16 protein-coding genes and 1 riboswitch are annotated in these 18,255 nt (G+C 72.2%); of the genes, 7 read left to right on the top strand and 9 right to left on the bottom strand.

Annotation, left to right across the window (positions count from 1 at the left end):
• The first annotated feature begins 3 nt into the window (after positions 1 to 3).
• From AB0316_RS17385 to AB0316_RS17370, 4 genes are read left to right on the top strand one after another with little or no spacing between them, the layout of a single operon-like run.
• Positions 4 to 819: an ABC transporter ATP-binding protein gene (locus tag AB0316_RS17385; RefSeq protein ID WP_366274296.1), complete on the top strand. Its 816-nt coding sequence runs from the start codon at positions 4 to 6 to the stop codon at positions 817 to 819.
• A complete protein-coding gene (locus AB0316_RS17380) occupies positions 816 to 2,039 on the top strand; it encodes an ABC transporter permease (RefSeq protein WP_366274295.1) in 1,224 nt (407 codons plus the stop codon). Before AB0316_RS17385 ends, AB0316_RS17380 begins: the two co-directional genes overlap by 4 nt.
• 4 nt (positions 2,040 to 2,043) lie before the next feature.
• Positions 2,044 to 2,973: a DUF5666 domain-containing protein gene (locus AB0316_RS17375; protein WP_366274294.1), complete on the top strand. Its 930-nt coding sequence runs from the start codon at positions 2,044 to 2,046 to the stop codon at positions 2,971 to 2,973.
• Positions 2,966 to 5,362, top strand: coding sequence for a biotin/lipoyl-binding protein (locus AB0316_RS17370; protein ID WP_366274293.1), 2,397 nt, complete (start codon positions 2,966 to 2,968; stop codon positions 5,360 to 5,362). The genes AB0316_RS17375 and AB0316_RS17370 overlap by 8 nt, the downstream gene beginning before the upstream one ends.
• A gap of 9 nt (positions 5,363 to 5,371) precedes the next feature.
• Here the strand turns inward: AB0316_RS17370 and plsY are convergent, their stop codons facing one another.
• The 4 genes from plsY to AB0316_RS17350 all read right to left on the bottom strand — a co-directional run bounded on the left by plsY (position 5,372) and on the right by AB0316_RS17350 (position 10,822).
• The gene (gene plsY, locus AB0316_RS17365; protein WP_366274292.1) at positions 5,372 to 5,974 is read right to left on the bottom strand and encodes a glycerol-3-phosphate 1-O-acyltransferase PlsY; all 603 of its coding nucleotides are present in this window, start codon (positions 5,972 to 5,974) and stop codon (positions 5,372 to 5,374) included.
• Positions 5,971 to 6,876 (bottom strand): DegV family protein, encoded by a 906-nt coding sequence (locus AB0316_RS17360; RefSeq protein ID WP_366274291.1) that lies wholly within the window; start codon positions 6,874 to 6,876, stop codon positions 5,971 to 5,973. The genes plsY and AB0316_RS17360 overlap by 4 nt, the downstream gene beginning before the upstream one ends.
• 94 nt (positions 6,877 to 6,970) lie before the next feature.
• Positions 6,971 to 9,910, bottom strand: a complete 2,940-nt coding sequence (gene leuS, locus AB0316_RS17355) for a leucine--tRNA ligase (protein WP_366274290.1) — start codon at positions 9,908 to 9,910, stop codon at positions 6,971 to 6,973.
• 204 nt (positions 9,911 to 10,114) lie between these two features.
• Positions 10,115 to 10,822: a hypothetical protein gene (locus AB0316_RS17350; protein WP_366274289.1), complete on the bottom strand. Its 708-nt coding sequence runs from the start codon at positions 10,820 to 10,822 to the stop codon at positions 10,115 to 10,117.
• Positions 10,823 to 11,376: 554 nt separating this feature from the next.
• Between AB0316_RS17350 and AB0316_RS17345 the strand changes: the two genes are divergently transcribed.
• Positions 11,377 to 11,751 carry a thioesterase gene (locus AB0316_RS17345; RefSeq protein WP_366274288.1) on the top strand — a complete coding sequence of 125 codons (375 nt, stop codon included), beginning with the start codon at positions 11,377 to 11,379 and terminating at the stop codon, positions 11,749 to 11,751.
• A 19-nt stretch (positions 11,752 to 11,770) separates the two neighbouring features.
• On the top strand, positions 11,771 to 12,664 hold the full coding sequence (locus tag AB0316_RS17340) for a hypothetical protein (RefSeq protein WP_366274287.1): 894 nt from the start codon (positions 11,771 to 11,773) through the stop codon (positions 12,662 to 12,664).
• 6 nt (positions 12,665 to 12,670) lie between these two features.
• On the opposite strand, the gene AB0316_RS17335 is transcribed toward AB0316_RS17340, so the two are convergent.
• The 5 genes from AB0316_RS17335 to AB0316_RS17315 form a co-directional block, all read right to left on the bottom strand.
• The gene (locus AB0316_RS17335; RefSeq protein ID WP_366274286.1) at positions 12,671 to 13,048 is read right to left on the bottom strand and encodes a 2TM domain-containing protein; all 378 of its coding nucleotides are present in this window, start codon (positions 13,046 to 13,048) and stop codon (positions 12,671 to 12,673) included.
• A 107-nt stretch (positions 13,049 to 13,155) separates the two neighbouring features.
• Positions 13,156 to 13,767 carry a YgjV family protein gene (locus AB0316_RS17330; RefSeq protein WP_366274285.1) on the bottom strand — a complete coding sequence of 204 codons (612 nt, stop codon included), beginning with the start codon at positions 13,765 to 13,767 and terminating at the stop codon, positions 13,156 to 13,158.
• Positions 13,768 to 13,800: 33 nt separating this feature from the next.
• Positions 13,801 to 15,054 carry a hypothetical protein gene (locus tag AB0316_RS17325; protein WP_366274284.1) on the bottom strand — a complete coding sequence of 418 codons (1,254 nt, stop codon included), beginning with the start codon at positions 15,052 to 15,054 and terminating at the stop codon, positions 13,801 to 13,803.
• Positions 15,055 to 15,154: 100 nt separating this feature from the next.
• Positions 15,155 to 15,508, bottom strand: a complete 354-nt coding sequence (locus AB0316_RS17320) for a multidrug efflux SMR transporter (protein ID WP_366274283.1) — start codon at positions 15,506 to 15,508, stop codon at positions 15,155 to 15,157.
• Complete coding sequence (locus AB0316_RS17315) at positions 15,508 to 15,822, bottom strand: multidrug efflux SMR transporter (protein ID WP_366274282.1); 315 nt, start codon at positions 15,820 to 15,822, stop codon at positions 15,508 to 15,510. The genes AB0316_RS17320 and AB0316_RS17315 overlap by 1 nt, the downstream gene beginning before the upstream one ends.
• Before the next feature lie 11 nt (positions 15,823 to 15,833).
• Positions 15,834 to 15,900: riboswitch (guanidine-III (ykkC-III) riboswitch) on the bottom strand.
• An 89-nt stretch (positions 15,901 to 15,989) separates the two neighbouring features.
• On the opposite strand from AB0316_RS17315, the gene AB0316_RS17310 reads away from it, so the two are divergent.
• On the top strand, positions 15,990 to 18,185 hold the full coding sequence (locus AB0316_RS17310) for a glycogen debranching N-terminal domain-containing protein (protein WP_366274281.1): 2,196 nt from the start codon (positions 15,990 to 15,992) through the stop codon (positions 18,183 to 18,185).
• Positions 18,186 to 18,255: the final 70 nt, after the last annotated feature.

Below are 18,255 nucleotides of genomic sequence, written 5' to 3'. Positions count from 1 at the left end.
GCCGTGGCACAGCTTCCCCTCTACACGGGCTACGAGGCGGACGACAACGACCGCGAGGACGACGCTCGCTCGGGCGCCCGTCCTGCACCGATCCTCGAGCTCGTCGGCGTGGGCAAGACCTACCGCAGCGGATCCCTCGCCGTCGAGGCGCTGCGAGGTGTCGACCTCGTCGTCGAGGAGGGTGAGTACGTCGCGGTGATGGGCCCGTCCGGCTCGGGCAAGTCCACGCTCATGCACATCCTCGGGTGCCTGGACGTCCCGACGACCGGGCGCTACGCCCTCGCCGGTGAGGATGTCAGCGGCATGGAGGAACGCCAGCTCGCCGACGTGCGCAACCGCCGTATCGGGTTCGTCTTCCAGCAGTTCAACCTGCTGCCGGCCATGCCGGCGTGGCGCAACGTGGAGCTCCCGCTCGTGTATGCCGGGGTGCCCCGTGCCGAGCGGCGCGCCCGCGCCATCGAGGCCCTGGGCCGCGTCGGGCTCGCGGAGCGGGTCGACCACCGGCCCGGCGAGCTGAGCGGTGGCCAGCAGCAGCGCGTGTCGGTCGCGCGCGCCCTCGTGACCGACCCCAGCCTGATCCTCGCCGACGAGCCGACGGGCAACCTCGACTCGGTCTCCACCGCGGATGTGCTGGCCCTCTTCCAGGAGCTGCACGAGCAGGGCCGCACGGTCGTGCTCATCACGCACGAGCCCGACGTCGCAGAGCAGGCGGGGCGCACCATCCACATCCTCGACGGGCGCGTGGTCGACGACGGGCGCGTGGTCGACGACGGGCCCGTGCCGACGCGGACGGCGGGGACGGTAGGGACGGCGCCATGACGTGGAGCGAGACGCTGCTGACGGCATACGACGCGATCCGCACGCGACGGATGCGTTCGGCGCTCACGGTGCTCGGCATCCTCATCGGCATAGCGGCCGTGATGCTCACCGTGGGGCTCGGCCAGGGGGCGCAGGCCCAGGTCGCGAGCCAGATCAACGCGCTCGGCTCGAACCTGCTCATCGTCACCCCGGGCAGCTCCACCCAGGTGGGCGGCCTGCGCGGCGGGCGCGGCTCGGCCACGACGCTCACGACCGCCGACGCCGCGGTGCTCTCCGACCGGCAGGTCGTGCCCGACGTGGCCGCGGTGGCCCCGGTCTCGACGTCGTCCCAGAGCGTCGTCGCCAACGGCCAGAACTGGACGACGAGCATCGTCGGGACCACCCCCCAGTGGCCGGTCGTGCGGGCCCGGTCGACGGACTCCGGACGGTTCTTCACCCAGGCGGAGCTGTCCGCGGCGGCCCCGGTTGCCGTCGTGGGCTCGACGACCGCCCAGCAGCTCTTCGGCATGCGCTCCCCCGTCGGCGAGACCCTCTCGGTCGGCGGCGTGCAGCTGACGGTCATCGGCGAGCTCAACACGGCCGGCTCGACGGTCGGTGGCGACCAGGACGACCAGGTGGTGATCCCGGCGACGACCTTCGCCGACGACTTCTCCTCGGGCGGGACCTCCGTCTCATCGATCTACCTCGAGGCCGCCGGACAGCAGGACCTGTCCGCCGCCTACCAGGAGACGACCAACGCGATGCTGACCTCGCACGGGGACACCGCCGCGAACGCCGACTTCCAGGTCAGCAGCCAGGCTTCCCTGGTGCAGACGGCGACGAGCACCGCTCGCACGCTGACCGTGCTCCTCGCCGGCATCGCGGCGATCTCGCTGCTCGTCGGGGGCATCGGGGTCATGAACATCATGCTCGTGTCCGTCACGGAGCGGATCCGCGAGATCGGCCTGCGCAAGGCGCTCGGCGCCACCCCACGCGTCATCCTGCGCCAGTTCCTCACGGAGGCAAGCCTGCTCGGACTCGTCGGGGGCGTCCTCGGTGTCGGGCTCGGCGTCGTCGGGGCCCTGTCCCTCCCGCAGGTCCTCGGCCAACCGGTCGCCCTGTCCGCCACCGCAGCGCTCGGTGCGCTGCTCGTCTCCCTCGTCATCGGCATCGCGGCCGGCGTCTACCCCGCCAACCGCGCCGCCCGCCTCGCCCCCATCGACGCCCTGAGAAGTGAGTAGGTCCATGAAGCGCACCAGTCTCGTCCCCATCGCCGCAGTCGCCGCCGTCGCCGCCCTCGGGCTTGCCGGGTGCAGCAGCGCCGCCCAGTCCGCGTCGGTGTCCGGCTCGGACCAGACGCCTGCGACGGCACAGGCTCCGGCCGGGTCGTCCGGAGGGCCGGGCGCGGGCAGCCCCGGGCGCTTCCCCGGGGCCTCCGGACTGGTGGCCGCCGTCACCGGCACGACGGCACAGGTCCAAGGCGCCACCCAGCAGACGGCCGTCACGTGGACGAGCACCACCCGGTTCACGCGCCAGGTACGTGCAGGTGCGTCCGCCGTGACGGTGGGCGAGTGCGTCATGGCGCGTCCGGTGCGCGGGACGGCGGGCTCGTCGGGCGGCACCCAGGGCGGCACCCAGAGCGGCTCGACGGGCTCGACGGGCTCGACGGGCTCGACGGGCTCGATCGCCGCAGCCACGGTCGAGATCGTGCCGTCGGTCAACGGGTCGTGCGCGTTCGGCGGCTTCGGCGGTCGTGCCGGCGGGCGGCCTTCCGGCGCGCCCACTGCGACACCGACGCCGGGAGGCGGCGCAGGCGCAGCAGGCCAGGGACGCCGTGCCTTCGGCCCGGTCGGCAAGGTCACGACCGTCGGCTCGGGGCAGTTCACTGTCGCGCCGGTGGCACGCCCCGGCGCCATGGCGATGGCTCCCTACACGGTCACCTACTCCCCCTCGACCGTCTTCACCCGCCTGGCGAGCGCCGACGCCTCCGCCGTCAAGGTGGGCGTATGCGTGAGCGCCCAGGGCCGCACGGATGACACCGGCGCGCTCACGGCCACGTCCATCGCCGTCAGCTCGCCGGTCGGGGGTACCTGCCAGGGCGGCTTCGGCGGACGCGGCTTCGGGGGTCGGGGGCCCGGCGGTTCGGTTACCCCGACTGGAGCCGGCAATGCCTGACGGTCGCCGCGCCGGGCGCGGACCGGTCATCGCGGGCGGCTCGCTCCTCGCGGTGCTGCTCGCCGCCGGTGGCGTCTACACCGCCTCGGCCAGTGCGGGCTCGAGATCGTCGGCCGACTACCGCACGGCCCTGGTGGGCCGCGGAGCCGTCAACCAGGTGCTGACCCTCACCGGCACCGCGCAGCGCGTGGACCAGGTCACCGCGGCGTTCCCCGCGAGCGGCACCGTGACCGGCATCCGCGTCGCGGTCGGCGACCATGTCTCGGCGGGGCAGGCACTGGCCACCATCGACCCGTCGGCCCTCAAGGCCAGCCTGCTGGCGGCCCAGGCTGCCCTCGCCCAGGACCAGGCCTCGCTCATCTCCGACCAGAACGCCGCCACCACCTCGCCGACGAGCGCGGCTGGGGGCGCGTCGAGCGGATCGACCGGTGGCGCAGGCACCGGTGGTGGAGCGGGCGCTGGTGGCGGCGCGGGCGCTGGTGGTGGCTCCGCCGGCAGGTCGACGTCGGCAACCGGGGGCACCTCGACCGGCTTCACCAGCAGCCGTGCCGGGTCGACCGCCGGCGGCACGTCGTCCGGGATGCACTCGGGCGGCTCCAGCACCGGCGGCTCCGGTTCGACGGGAGGCACCGGCGGCACCGGGAGCTCCGGCTCGAACCCCCACGGCCACTCCCCCGGTGGCGGCACCGGAACGCAGCTGAGCACCAAGGCGATGCAGGCGGCCATCGTGCAAGCCCAGCAGGCTCTTGTCGCCGAGGAGCGGGCCTGCGCGCCCGTGCTCGACCCCTCACCGGTCGGCGGCTCCAGCCACCCCGGCGGACCCACCGGCAGCGTCGGGTCGGGTCACGGGCGCCCGACCGGGCCTGCGTCACACTCGGGAGCCGGCGCCGCGGGTCTCCGCGCCAACCCTGCCGCGTTCACCCGGCCCCCGACGACCACGACGACCAGCGCGACCCCCGTCCCGACCGGCACTGCTCTGCCCTCCGGGACCGCTGCGCCCACCGGGACCCCGGTTCCGACCTCGTCACCCTCCTCCGCTCCGGGGACCGGCACCCCGACGGGAACAGAGACAGCAACCGGGACCCCGACGAGCTCCCCGACCAGTTCCTCGCCCAACGGCACCGGGTCCGCTCCCACTGCGGCACAGCTGCGCACGTGTGCGGACTCGATGGCGTCGGTGTCGACGGCGCAGCAGGCGGCAGAGAAGTCCATGACGGCCCTCGCCGCACGTATCACCCAGGCGATCAGCAGCATCGTGCAGGCCACCACGGGCCAGGGCTCAGGCACCGCGCCCTCGGGTCACGGCTCAGGCTCCGGCACTTCGTCCTCGGGTCACGGCTCGGGCTCCGGCCCGACGGCGGCTGGCACCGGCGCCTCCGGGGGTTCCGTCGGCACGGCCAGCGGCTCCGGCAGCATCCCCAAGGGCTCCGGCCGAGGGAGCCTCGCCAGCGGCAGCGGGACCGGAAGCGCGAACGGGGGCACGACGCATACGGCCACCTCCAGCTCGTCACGGAACGGCACCTCGACGGGCACGACCGGTCAAGCCACGGCAGGCGCCGCCGCACGCACCGGCTCCGGTTCCGGTGCGGGCGCCGGGTCCGGTGGCACGAGCAGCAGCCCGGCTGCCCGCGTCGCCGCCGACCAGGTCGCCATCCTCCAGGACCAGGCCGCGGTGACCCAGGCGCAGGCCGACCTCGCCGGCGCGACGTTGAACGCGCCCATCGCAGGCACCGTCGGCCAGGTCGACCTCACCGTCGGACAGGCGTCGACGACGTCGGCCGGCATCGTCATCGTGGGGTCCGGCGCCGCGCAGGTGACCGTCGCCGTCCCGCTGGCCGACATGGACCTCGTCCGCGCTGGCCTCGCGGCAACCGTCACACCGGCCGGCGACGTGACGGGCACCGACGGCACCGTCTCCAGCGTGTCGCTGCTGCCCGCCTCCTCGACCGCGACCACGCCGTCCTATCCGGCCACCGTGGTCGTGCCGAGCCCGAGCCGGTCGATGGCGAGTGGCTCGCTCGTCTCCGTGGCGATCACGGTCAGCCAGGCTCCGGACGCGGTGCGGTTGCCCGTCTCAGCCCTCTCCGGGGTGCAGGCGAGCACGGCTCAGGTGCAGGTGCTCGGGAGCACGGGCACGTCAACGCAGTCGGTCACCGTGGGCGCTGTGGGTGGCGGCTACGCCCAGGTCCTGCGCGGACTGTCGCCGGGTGACCGCGTCGTGCTCGCCGACGTCACGGCAGCGCTGCCCACGAACCAGACCGTGGGTCTGCGCGGCTTCGGAGGCGGCGGCTTCGGAGGCGGCGGCTTCGCCGGCCGAGGAGGAGGGGGCGGCGGCGCGGGAAACGGTGGCGCCGGGAACGGTGCGGCAGGGACCCGGCAGGGCGGGTGAGACGACGGGTCAGGCGACGTGGCGCTGGCGCCACCAGCCGATGACGTTGTTCTTGTGCCGGGCCAGGACGAGCAGGCCGATCGCCATGAGCCACAAGCCGGTCCACACGTCGCCGGGGGCGTGGCCGGTCCAGATCAGCACGGCCAGCACCAGCATCGAGACCGCCCCGAGGATCGAGCCGGCAGCGACCCAGCGCGTCGCCGCCACGGCCACGGCGAAGACGACGACCACGACGAGCGCCACCCACGGGTGCACCCCGAGGATCGCCCCGAGCGTGGTCGCGACGCCCTTGCCGCCGCGTCCCTTGAGGAAGGGCGACCAGATGTGGCCGAGCACGGCCGCGATACCGACGGCGTAGGCGGCGTGCGCCCCGAAGAGGTGCCCCGCGACGAACGTGGGCACGAGGCCCTTGAGCACGTCGAGCACCCCGACGACGACGCCCCACTTGCGGCCGAGGACCCGTCCGGCGTTCGTGGCGCCCGGGTTGCCGGAGCCTGCCGTGGCGAGGTCCTTGCCGAGCAGTCGCGCGATCATCGTGGCGGGGTTGATCGAGCCGATGAGGAAGGCGACGCCGACCCCAGCCGTCCACACCAGCACCGTCTGGAGGGTCACGGCCCGGCGACCTCGCTCGGCGACGGCTCCGACACCGGGGCCGGCAACGGCTCTCCCGGGCGCGGCGACACCGCGATCGCGACCGTCCCCGGTCCGACGTGGGCCCCGACGACGGCTCCCAGCTCGACCACCAGCACGCTCGGCCGTCCCGGGACGATGGTGCGCAACTGGGCCGCGATCTGCTCGGCCCGGGCGGCGGCGTCGAGGTGGTGCACCGCGATGTCGACAGCGTGTCCGCCCTTGCCCACCTGGTCGACGACCATGGCCTCGATCCGGGCCACGGCCCTTGACGAGGTGCGCACCTTCTCGACCGGCACGATGCGTCCACCCCGCACCGCGAGGATCGGCTTGATCGACAGGGCCGAGCCCAGCAGCGCCGACGCCGCCCCGATGCGGCCACCTCGGCGCAGGTGCTCGAGGGTGTCGACGTAGAAGAGCACGCCCGAGGGCCCGAGCCGGGCGTGCACCGCCCCGAGGACGGCCGGCACGTCCGCGCCGCCGCTCGCCGCCTCGGCTGCGGCAACGACGGCGAAGCCCATGGCCATGCCGATCGTCTCGCTGTCGACCACCTCGACGGGCACGGGAGCCTCTGACGCGGCCAGTCGTGCCGCCTCGACCGTGCCGGACATCTGCGACGACAGGTGGATCGAGACGATGGCCGTCGCACCCTCATCGGCGAGGCGCCGGTAGGTCTCGGCGAAGACCGTCGGGGTGGGCCGCGAGGTCGTGACGATGGTGTAGTCGCGCAGCGCGGCCGCGACCTGCGCCGCGGTGATGTCCTGACCCTCGACATGGTCGCTGCCACCGACGACGACGTGGAGCGGGACCACCTCGACGGCGTGGGTTCGCGCGAGGTCACCCGGGAGGTATGCCGTCGAGTCGGTGACGATCCGGACCGTCACGTCGCGCTCCTTCCGCCGTCGCCAACGCTCGTGGCCCAACCTACCGGCGCGGGCCCGGCCCCTCGGGGAGCCGGGCCGCGCCCGTGGCCTGCCGTCAGAGCGGGACGACGTTGACGAGCTTGGGCGCGCGCACGATGACGGTGCGCACGCCGCCGTCGATCGCCGCCTTGACCTTCTCGCGTCCGAGCGCCAGCTCGCGCAGCTCGTCCTCGGAGATGTTGGGACTCACCTCGACCCGGTCGCGCACCTTGCCCTTGATCTGGATGACACAGGTGACCTGCTCCTGCACGATCTTGGCGGGGTCGCTGACGGGGAAGGCGGCATACGCCACCCCGCCCTCGTGCCCGAGCCGCTGCCACATCTCCTCGGCGATGTGCGGGGCGACCGGCGCGAGCATCAGCACCATGGCCTCGACGACCTCGCGCGGCGGCGCGTCGAGCTTCGTCACCGCGTTGTTGAGCTCGATGAGCTTGGCGATGGCGGTGTTGAAGCGCAGGCCCTCGAAGTCCTCGCGGACACCGGCGATGGTCTGGTGCAGCTGCGTCGTCAGGGCCTGGTCGAGCGGGGCGTCGACGACCCGCACCTCGCCGGTCGCCTCGTCGACGACGTTGCGCCACAGGCGCTGCAGGAACCGCTGGCTGCCGACCACCGCGCGGATCTCCCACGGCTTCGACAGCTCGAGCGGGCCCATCGACATCTCGTAGACGCGGAAGGTGTCGGCGCCGTACGCGTCGTACATCTCGTCGGGGCTGACGGAGTTCTTCAGCGACTTGCCGATCTTGCCGTACTCGCGGTTCACGGGTTGGCCCTGCCAGGTGAACGTCGGCTCGGAGCCGGAGCTGCCCGGGTGCTCCTCGACCTCGGCGGCCGGGACGTACTGTCCGCGGCTGTCGGTGTAGGCGTAGGCCTGGATGTAGCCCTGCGAGAAGTACTTCCGGAACGGCTCCTCGCTGCGCACGTGGCCCAGGTCGAAGAGCACCTTGTGCCAGAAGCGGGCGTAGAGCAGGTGCAGCACCGCGTGCTCGACGCCGCCGACGTAGAGGTCGACGCCGCCTGGGTCGCGGGTGCCGGCCGGGGCGCCCTCGACCGGGGTGTCGTGCCGCGCCAGCCAGTACGCCTCGTTGGCCGGGTCGACGAACGCCTCGTGGTTCACCGGGTCGAGGTAGCGCAGGTAGTACCAGCACGAGCCGGCCCAGTTGGGCATCGTGTTCGTCTCGCGGCGGAACTTGCGCAGGCCGCGGCCGTCGCCGAGGTCCTTCTCGACCTCGACCCACTCGGGGACGCGGGACAGCGGCGGCTCGGGGCTGCTCTGCGCGTCGTCCGGGTCAAACGTCTTCGGGCTGTAGTCGGGCACGTCGGGAAGGGTCAGGGGCAGCTCGTCGTCGGGGACGGCATACGCCACCCCGTCCTCGTCGAACATGATCGGGAACGGCTCGCCCCAGTAGCGCTGCCGGCTGAAGAGCCAGTCGCGGATGCGGTAGCTGATCGTGCCCGCGCCGATGCCCTCGGCCTCGAGGAAGTCGATGATCTTCGCCTTGGCGCCGGCGACGTTCAGGCCGTCGAGCGTGATGCGCTCGTTGGAGCTGTTGACCGCGACGCCGTCGCCGAGGAACGGCTCGTCCTCGGGGTGGCCCTGAGTCGGCTGCACCGTCCGGACGATCGGGATGTCGAACTTCTCCGCGAACTCCCAGTCGCGGGTGTCCTGGCCGGGGACGGCCATAATCGCGCCGGTGCCGTAGCCCATCAGGACGTAGTCGGCGACGAAGACCGGGATCCGCTCTCCCGAAACGGGATTCGTGGCCCAGGAGCCGGTGAAGACACCGGTCTTGTCCTTGCCCTCGGTCTGGCGCTCGACGTCGCCCTTGCGCGAGGCCGCGAGCTGGTATGCCGCCACGGCCTCCTTCGGGGTCGCGCTCGCGTCGGCGTCGGCACCCTTCCAGGCGTCCCGCGTGCCCTCGGGCCAATCGCCGGCCGGGACCAGCGCGTCGACAAGCGGGTGCTCGGGCGCGATGACCATGAACGTGGCGCCGAAGATCGTGTCGGGACGCGTCGTGAAGACGTCGATGCCGTCCCGCTCGCCCGTGCCGGTGACGACGGGGAAGGTGATGCGGGCGCCCTTGGACCGGCCGATCCAGTTGCGCTGCATGAGCTTGACCTTCTCCGGCCAGTCGACCCCGTCGAGGTCGTCGGCCAGGCGGTCGGCATACGCGGTGATGCGCATCTTCCACTGGCTCAGGTTGCGGCGGAAGACAGGGAAGTTGCCGCGCTCGGAGCGGCCCTCGTTGGTGACCTCCTCGTTGGAGAGCACCGTGCCCAGGCCGGGGCACCAGTTGACCGGCGCCTCGTCGGTGTAGGCGAGGCGGTGTCCCTCGAGCACCTTCGCGCGCTCGGTCGCGGACAGGTCGGCCCAGCCGCGGCCCTCGGCGTCGACGACGGCGCGACGGCCCGACTCGAACTCCTCGACGAGCTCGCGGATCGGGCGCGCCTTCCCGCGGCCGCCGTCCTCGCGCACGGCGTCCTTGTCGTACCAGGAGTCCCAGATCTGCAGGAAGATCCACTGCGTCCAGCGGTAGTAGTCGTCGTCGATCGTCGCGAAGGTGCGGCGGTTGTCGAAGCCCAGCCCCAGACGGCGCAGCTGGCGCTTCATGTTCGTCATGTTCTCCTCGGTGGTCTTCCGAGGGTGCTGGCCGGTCTGGACGGCGTACTGCTCTGCCGGTAGGCCGAAGGCGTCGTAGCCGAGGGCGTGCAGGACGTTCTTGCCGAGCATCCGGTGGAAGCGGCTGTAGACGTCGGTGGCGATGTAGCCGAGCGGGTGGCCGACGTGCAGGCCGACGCCGGAGGGGTAGGGGAACATGTCGAGGACGACGAGCTTCTCACCGCGAGCGGCGACCTTCTCGGGCTCGGCCCACGGCCCGGCCGGGTTGGGGGCGTTGAACGTGCCCTCCTCCTCCCAGCGGTCCTGCCAGGCGGTCTCGATCTGCTGCGCCATCGCGGCGGTGTAGCGGAACGGGGTCTCGTTCGTCTGCTCGCTCATCGTCTTCTCTTTCGTCGCTGCTCGTCTGGGCAAAAGAAAACCCCTCGCACAGGAGGGGAAGCCGCGTTGATGTCGGGAGTCCCGACCTTCGTCAACGCGGCTGCGGAAGGAGCAGCAGTCCAGCCATGGGCCCAAGGTTAGCGCAGCGCCCCCCACTCGAAAGCGAACCCCGCCCCACTCGAAAGCGCACCCCGCGTCACGCGGTCAACGACGCATGCCCCGCTGGATAGCGAGCTCCACCGCATACTCCGAGAAGAACCTGGGCTCCACGTCGCCCAGGTGCAGAAGTTCGGAGGGAACCTGCAGGTACCAGGCCAGCTTCTCGACCAACTCACGGCGCGCCCGGTTGCCCGTCATGTCAGAACGCCAGATCTCCTGGACCGTCCATCCGTCATCATCCTCGAACTGCTCACGTCGCTCGCCGTCGTGGTCACGTTGCTCCTGCGACGAGTGGAACTGCTCCCCCTGATACTCACCGATGACCTTGATGGGCGGCTTGCCACGCCGCTCGACGAGCCAGACGAGATCGCCGAATCCGAGCAGACGACCCGAGCCGTCCGAAGCGAAGACCGGCTCGTTCGGCAGAGGCTCGGGGAGGCCGGCTCGGACGAAGATGATGCGAACCAGGGTCTCCATGGGCGAGATCGAGCCCACCCGGACCACGCGCAACGCCTCGACGAGAGTCCGCTTTCCCCGCGGCCGAATGCGGCGGCTCAGCGCCACCCGAAGCGGGCCGACCGCTCGAAGCTTGGTAGCGCACGCGTCACCCAGGATGATCAGGTCATCGAGGCCCATCGGTTTGCCTCTCCCGACAAGCTCTCCCAGATCGACCCAAGTGTCCGCGAGAGCGGTGACCCTGAGCCCGTGGACCTCATCGAGCGCCCGGGGGTGAACGAAGCGGTGACCGACCACTCCTTCGATCCTGGTCTGAGGCTCCCCCATGGGTCGAGTGACGTGGAGGCGGTTGTCGTCGTCAACGGCGTACGGCAGCGGCAGGCCCAGGAGCCTTGCCGCAGTGACGTGGGAGAAGGCTAGGTGTGACGGCATCGTGTCTCGTGCGGCGCGGCAACGAGTCAAGAGCGCCTCGTCGGCGACAGGGACCGGATAGTCGAGAGTTCTCACACCCCGAAAGTCGGCGATGGCGGCGACGAAGTCAGCCCAGGTCGACGAACATGTGGAGAAGGCCCCTTCTGCGCTCGAGGATGTGGACAAGCGCGCTCCCGTGTGGGACGGGGCGCGCTCTCGTGTGGGACGGGGCGCGCTCTCGTGTGGGACGGGACGCGCTCTCGTGTGGGACGGGACGCGCTCTCGTGTGGGACGGGACGCGCTCTCGTGTGGGGCGGGGCGCGCTCTCGTGTGCGACGGGGCGCGCTCTCGTGTGGGACGGGGCGCGCTCTCGAGTGACGGGGGTCACGCGCGTCGTGAGACGAGTCGGCGCTCTCGCCGTTGTCTGACAGACTCGTCAGATGCCCATGCGCACGTTCCAGCACACGGTCTCCGCCGACGACACCGCCGCTCACGTCGGAACCGGCGATCTCGACGTCCTCGCCACTCCGCGCCTCATCACCTGGTGCGAGAACGCCGCCTTCCAGGTCTGCAAGCAGACCATCGACGCCGACCACACGACAGTCGGCACCATGGTGAGGATGGAGCACATCAAGGGCAGCCCCGTCGGCGCGGCTGTCACAGTGCTGTGCGCCGAGCCCATCAACGACGGTCGGCGCCTGGTCTGCCACGTCACCGTCCGGGACACGGACGGCGAGGAGATCGCCAGGGGCGAGGTCCACCGCGCCGTCGTCGACCCCGACCGCTTCATGAGCAAGTGCCAGCGAGCCGGCTGACTCGCCGCGGGCCCCACGAGTGAGCCTCGGGCTTCTCGGCGCCCTCCTCGCCGCTGTCGCCTACGGCGCCGCGACGGTGCTGCAGGCCATCGGCGTGCGCCGCATCGCGGCGGTACCCGCAGGAACCTCCCTGACCGCGCGCATCAGTGCCGGGTGGCCGTATGGCGTCGGGCTGGCTCTCGACGGCATCGGCTTCCTCGCGTCGGTGGCCGCCCTGCGGACGTTGCCCCTGTTCCTCGTCGAGTCCGCCGTCGCGTCGTCCGTGGCGGTGACGGCCCTGCTGTCGGTGCTCGTGCTCCACGTGCGCCTCGGGGCCGGTGAGGTCATCGCGCTGGTCGCCGTCGCCGCGGGTCTGACCGGACTGGCGTTCGCCGCTGCGGAGGGGCCTGCCGCGCAGACCCCGACGTCCGCGTCGTCGTGGCTGCTCGTCACCGCCGGCCTCGTCGCGGCCCTGGTGGGCATCGGCTACCGGGACCGGGACCACCGGCGCGGCGCCGTCCTGCTCAGTGTCGCTGCGGGCCTCGGCTTCGGCGGCGTCGGCGTCGCAGCGCGCCTGCTCGTGGTGCCGTCACCACCGTGGCACCTGGTGACGAGCGCCTTGGCGTGGGGCCTGCTGGCACACGCCGCACTCGCCACCGTCGCCTACGGCCTGGCCCTGAGCCGCGGCCGGGTGACCACGGTGGCCGCCCTGACGTTCGCCACCGAGACGGTGGTGCCGGCCCTCGTGGGCCTGCTCGTCCTCGGTGACCGCGTCCTGGCCGGCCGGGCGCCACTGGCCGTCGCGTCGTTCGTCGTCACCCTGGGTGGCTGCATCGCGCTGGCCGGGCGGGCGGAACCGACCGGACCAGCCCCAGCCGGCGGCGACGAGGGGCCGCCGGCCTCGACCCGTCCCGACGTGCACGAGCGGCAGTAGTCGGGCTCACCGGCCTCTCAGCCGCTCCATCTCCTCGGTGATCTGCTGCTCGGTCGGCGTGGTCACCAGGTAGGCGTCGGCGGCGTTCGCCACCACGCCGATGCCCCATCCGACGATGAAGAACGCGGGCCAGAAGAAGCCCGAGCCCGTGATCGCCCAGATCACCACCAGCGCGGCGTTGACCAGCACGTAGATCAGCAGGTGCATGCGGAAGTCGGCCTTCTTCTTGAGCCGGCCCACCGCTCTGCCGCGCAGCACGTCCTCTTCGGGCAGCGTGCGGTCGACCGTCGGGTCGGGCACGTCGTGTCGGGGTTCGACCGGACTCTGGTTCGCGGTCATGGTGCTCACCGCTCCTTCACGGGCCGCCGTGCGGCGGGCCCACACGGCTCCCTACCTCCAGCGTAGGTGTGGCGCGGGAGCGGGGCGGGCGAGCGTGCGAGGGATCACCCGACTCGGCCCGAGCACGTATGCCGTCCGGCCCCGTCCCCGGGTCACAGCACGTAGGCGTCGCCCGCGCGACGGAATCCGAGCTTCTCGTAGTAGGGCTCGATCATGTCCGGCGGCGTCAGGACGCGCCGGAAGCCGCGCATCCGGAACGGCCCCGCCGGCCCGAAGATGAACTCCCCCGGCGTCAGGTCCCGGTGCCTGGGCGTCACCCAGTCGAGCAGCAGCTGGGCCGTGCCTGCGCCGAGGTCACGCATGAGGACCACGCCGACGGTCTCGTCGCCGCGCAGGACCAGGTAGGACAGCGAGCCGGCGAACGGGTCGTGCACGAACTGCGGGTTGAAGCGCCGGATGTCGGCCTCGTGCACGCGCAGCACGTGCCTGAGGTAGGTGTCCTCCCCGGAGACCTCGAGGACCTCATAGGCGTCGGCGTCGTGCTTCTCGCGAGCCATTCGCACCAGGTGGAAGACGTTGATCCCGGCCAGGACGACGTTGAGGCCCACCATGGGCCAGACGTGGACGGCGGTGTTGTAGGCGATGAGGACGAGGCAGCCCACGAGGTTGAGCACCCGCAGGCGGCGCAGCTGGGTCTGCAGCAGCGACCACACGAGCACGGCGGAGCCGGCCCAGCCGATCGCCTCGAGCCACCAGCCACCCATGGGCGCGACCATAGCGCCCATGGGTGGTCCGGGTCAGGCGTCCGGTGCGACGAACTCGGGCAGCTTCGCCTCGAACTGTGCGTCCAGGGTCAGCGACGGCAGGATGTGCCCCTGCTTCTGTGCGCTGTCGGCGACGGAGAAGCCCCAGGTCGAGGCCTTCAGGCGCTGGTTCGGCGTGCCGTGGTGGCCGGCGCTGGTGAAGCTGCAGTCACCGACCGCGTAGAACGACCGCTCGGCCTGCAGGACCCGGGCGCTGTTGAGGGCCAGCCCCCGCTTGTGGGTGACGAAGTACGTGCCGAACGCGTCAGCCATCAGCTCGGTCCGGCGAGTGGCCTCGGGACCGGTGAGCGGCGAGTTGAACAGGTCCTTGTCGTACTGCACGTGGTGGCCGTACTCGTGGCCGAGCACCGCGCGAGGGCCGACGTCGCCGACACCGATCGCCTCGAGGGCGGCCAGGATGCCGTCACCGAAGATCAGCTTGTCGGGCACCCCTGCGACCACGGGGTCGGGGTCGCCCTCGGCGCTGAACGCGAACGCGTTGAGGGTGAAGATCGGGTTGGCGCCCTTCTGCAGGCCGGGGTCGGACGCCACGACCTCGCCGATGGCCTGGGCGAGCCCGGCGACCTGCGACTCGGGAACCTCGTACATCACGGCGAGGGTGCGGGTGAGGCGCGCCTGGTCGCGCAGGACGTCGCCGTGCATCGCCATGAGCTGGATGTTGCTGCCGTCGATGTCCCAGAAGCCCTGGGCCTTGCGGAAGGCGCTCGTCAGCTCGTTGCGGTAGGCGGCTGGCAGGGCGTAGCGCGGGTCGGTCGGCGAACCGAAGAGGAGCGAGTCGTAGGTGGGCACGTCGAGCGCGCCGGTCGTGGCGAGGAAGAACAGGTTGGAGTAGTCGATGCCGGAGAGGATCTGGTCGACGTAGGCGTCCAGTGCCGTCGGCGAGCACTGGTACTGCGTCGGGTCGATGGCTCGCTCGAGCGCCTCCCGGGCGGAGGACGGCTCGACCTTCAGTCGCTTGGCCACCGCAGCCTGCCGGCTGCGCCAGTCGGAGGGCAGCGCGGCGCGGACCTTGGCCAGGGCGGCCGCAGCCTTCGGGTCGTTGGTCGTGGCGTTGGCGAAGTCGTAGGTGTAGCCGTTGGGCGCCACGAACGAGGTGGAGGTGGCCGACGTGGCTGCGGGGGTGGCGACGCTCGTCGCCGCGCTGGCGGCTCCGGTTCCCGCGCCGATGCCGACGCCGAGGGTCAGCGTCAGTGCGGTGGCGAGGGCGAGGGACCGGGTCTTGGTCATGGGCACGTGAGAGCTCCTTGGTGGTCCGTGCCCGGGACGGGTGTCCCGGGCGGGCCTATCATGACCGGCGGGTGTGACATCGGCACCTCGAACGGAGGAATCACCCAGATCGGTCGTCAGGCGTCGCAGCCCCCGCCTCGTGACCGACGGCCTTCAGGCCGATGACCGAGGCCACGATCCCGGCGAGCAGCAGCACCTTGACGACCGAGAAGGCCTCTCCCCCGGTGGCCATCGCCCACGTCACCGTCAGCGCCGCCCCCAGACCGGTCCACACGGCATACGCCGTCCCGATCGGGATGGTGCGCACAGCGTGCGCGAGCCCGACCATGCTGAGCGCCCCGGCCACCAGGAAGATGACTGCGGGGACCGGCTGGGACAGGCCCTCGGAGGCGGACAGCGCCGAGGCCCACACGGCCTCGAGGACCGCGCTGCCGAGCAGCACGACCCAGGGCATCACGCCACCGCCTTGAGGCCGGCGACACACCCCACGAGCACGACGAGCAGGGCCGCGCGAGGGGCGCCGAGGCGCTCCTCCCCGCGTGCGACGGCGAGCAGGACGGTGCCCACGGCGCCGATCCCGACCCACACCGCATACGCCGTGCCTGCCGGTAGGGCCGTCATGGCCCACGCGAGGCCGAGCATGCTGAGGGTCAACGTGACCGCGAAGAGAGCAGTGGGGCGCGGGCGGCGGAAGCGGTCCGAGGCGGCCAGCGCGGTGGCCCAGAGGGCCTCCATGGCTCCGGACAGGACGAGGACGAGCCAGTGCACGGCAGTTCCGATCTGGCCGTCTTGTCGCGAGGCGGGTACGGCTCCCTCGTCCGCGGGCGCCCGTCGGAGGAGCCCACCCCGAGCGTACCCCGGCCCCGGGTCACCGGAAGGGCACGGTGCTGTGACGCCCCTTGACAGTGCCGCCGCGGGAGCGTTCGTCTGGAGACATGACCGAGGGCTGGGCGTTCACCGGCGGGCCACCGAGTTCGGGCAACGTGTCGCAGGTGTCGCTCGTGCAGGGCCGATCCTTCTGCGTGTCGGACTCCTCGGGCGACATCGGGGCCGGCTCGAGCCACGGGCTCGTCGTCAAGGACACCCGCTTCCTCGACCACTTCGAGCTGCGCATCGACGGCGAGTCGCTCGAGCCGCTGACGGTCCAGCCGCTCGGCCCGCACGCGGCGACGTTCGTGACCCGGCGCCGGCCGCGGCACGGCCTGGCCGACAGCACGCTGCTCGTCGTCCGGCGCCGCTACGTCGGCAGCGGCATGGTCGAGGACATCACGGTCGAGAACCTCAGCAGCGACGGCGTCACGGTGGCCCTGACCCTCACCGCGGACACGGACTTCGCCGGGCTCTTCGACGTCAAGGAGGGACACCTCGACCGGCAGCGCGTCGAGGACATTGTCTCGAGCATCGACGCCACGTCCCTGCGCCTCACGCTCCAGGGCGCCGACCCCCGCGGGGTGGAGATCACCGGCTCGGGGGGCCACACCGTGTTCCGCCATGGTCTCGTGTGGCGGCTGGGCCTCGCAGGCCGGGACACGGCCACCGTCACCGTCCGAGTGGTGCCGTGGTTCCGCGACGTGCCGTTGCCCACGCCCTACCACCCCGGCGTCGCGCGGCTCGAGAGCGCGCCGGCGAGGGAGCACCGACGCTGGCGCGAGCGCAGCCCCGTCGTCCGCTCTGCCGGGGCGCGCCTCGACGCCCTCGTGGGCAACAGCATCCACGACCTCGCCGGGTTGAGGATCGACGACCCCAACCACCCGCGGCGGGTGCTCCTCGCGGCCGGCGCCCCGTGGTTCATGACGCTCTTCGGCCGGGACTCGCTCCTGACGGCCTGGATGCTGCTCCCGCTCGACCCGCGCGTCGCCAGGGGCACGCTCGAGGCGCTCGCCGAGCACCAGGGCCGCGTCGTGGACCCCCGCACGGAGGAGGAGCCCGGCCGCATCCTGCACGAGGTGCGCTCGGGGCTCACCGAGGAGCCGGGCGCCGACGAGGACACCGTCTACTACGGGACGGCCGACGCGACACCCCTGTTCGTCATGCTCGCCGGCGAGCTGCACCGCTGGGGCACGTCCGGGGCCGAGCTGGCGGCTCTGCGGCGCCACGTCGACCGCGCGCTCAGCTGGATCGAGGACTACGGCGACGCAGACGGGGACGGGTTCGTCGAGTACGCGCGGGCCTCCGAGCGCGGCCTGGTCAACCAGGGCTGGAAGGACTCCTTCGACGGCATCACCTACGACTCCGGCGCGCTCGCGGGTGCACCGCTCGCGCTCGCCGAGGTGCAGGGGTACGCGTATGCCGCCTACCTGGCCGGAGCGCGCTTCGCCGAGGCCGCCCGTGACGACGAGCGGGCCCGCCACCTCCGCGAGCGCGCTGCGACCCTGCGCCAACGGTTCAACGAGCAGTTCTGGCTGCCGAAGCGCGGCCACTACGCGCTCGCGCTCGACGCCGACAAGCGACCCGTCGACGCCCTGGGCTCCAACATGGGCCACTGCCTCTGGACCGGCATCGTCGCGAAGGAGCACGCCCGCGACACCGCCGCGGCCCTGATGTCACCCGAGATGTTCAGCGGCTTCGGCGTGCGGACGCTCTCCTCGGCAGCCGGCGCCTACAACCCGATGAGCTACCACAACGGCTCCGTGTGGCCCCACGACAACGCGATCGTCGCCGCGGGGCTGCGGCGCTACGGATTCGTCTCGGAGGCCAACCGCATCGCCCTGGCGCTGCTGGATGCGGCGGACGGCTTCGACGGCCACCTGCCCGAGCTGTTCTGCGGCTTCGGCAGGGACGAGTTCGAGGTCCCGGTCCCCTACCCCACCTCGTGCTCTCCACAGGCCTGGGCGGCAGCGACGCCCATGCTGCTCTTGCGCTCGATGCTGGGGCTCGAGGTGGACGCGCCGTCCGGCACGGTGGGCCTCGACCCGCAGGTGCCCGAGGCGCTCCTGCCGCTCTCGGTCGAGCAGCTGCACGTCGGCGGCGAGCTGCTCGAAGTCCAGCTGGAGCGCGAGGCCTGGCGCGCAAGCGGGCTCTCCGGGGCGTTGCAGCTGCGGCCCGCCAGGAGCGAGCACCCACCGACGGAACGCCACCGCGAGCCGGTGCCCGCCGGGGCGCCCGAGGCGGCGCGGACGGCGAGGTTCTGAGGCCCTCGCCCGGCCTTGGGTGACCGACGTCTCGCCGGTCCGAACCGCGTTAGACCCGGGTTCGACCCCG

The organism is Terrabacter sp. NPDC080008, assembly GCF_040702505.1.
GTDB lineage: Bacteria > Actinomycetota > Actinomycetes > Actinomycetales > Dermatophilaceae > Terrabacter.
The sequence above is the reverse complement of the archived record's forward strand: the minus strand, read 5'-3'. Positions and strand labels throughout refer to the sequence as shown.

Bases quoted from the DNA above. Each gene is read 5' to 3' on its own strand.
- AB0316_RS17325 (WP_366274284.1), bottom strand. From the start codon at position 15,054: ATGACCAAGACCCGGTCCCTCGCCCTCGCCACCGCACTGACGCTGACC.
- AB0316_RS17320 (WP_366274283.1), bottom strand. From the start codon at position 15,508: ATGCCCTGGGTCGTGCTGCTCGGCAGCGCGGTCCTCGAGGCCGTGTGG.
- AB0316_RS17310 (WP_366274281.1), top strand. From the start codon at position 15,990: ATGACCGAGGGCTGGGCGTTCACCGGCGGGCCACCGAGTTCGGGCAAC.
- AB0316_RS17380 (WP_366274295.1), top strand. From the start codon at position 816: ATGACGTGGAGCGAGACGCTGCTGACGGCATACGACGCGATCCGCACG.
- AB0316_RS17345 (WP_366274288.1), top strand. From the start codon at position 11,377: ATGCCCATGCGCACGTTCCAGCACACGGTCTCCGCCGACGACACCGCC.
- leuS (WP_366274290.1), bottom strand. From the start codon at position 9,910: ATGAGCGAGCAGACGAACGAGACCCCGTTCCGCTACACCGCCGCGATG.
- AB0316_RS17375 (WP_366274294.1), top strand. From the start codon at position 2,044: ATGAAGCGCACCAGTCTCGTCCCCATCGCCGCAGTCGCCGCCGTCGCC.
- AB0316_RS17370 (WP_366274293.1), top strand. From the start codon at position 2,966: ATGCCTGACGGTCGCCGCGCCGGGCGCGGACCGGTCATCGCGGGCGGC.
- AB0316_RS17330 (WP_366274285.1), bottom strand. From the start codon at position 13,767: ATGGGTGGCTGGTGGCTCGAGGCGATCGGCTGGGCCGGCTCCGCCGTG.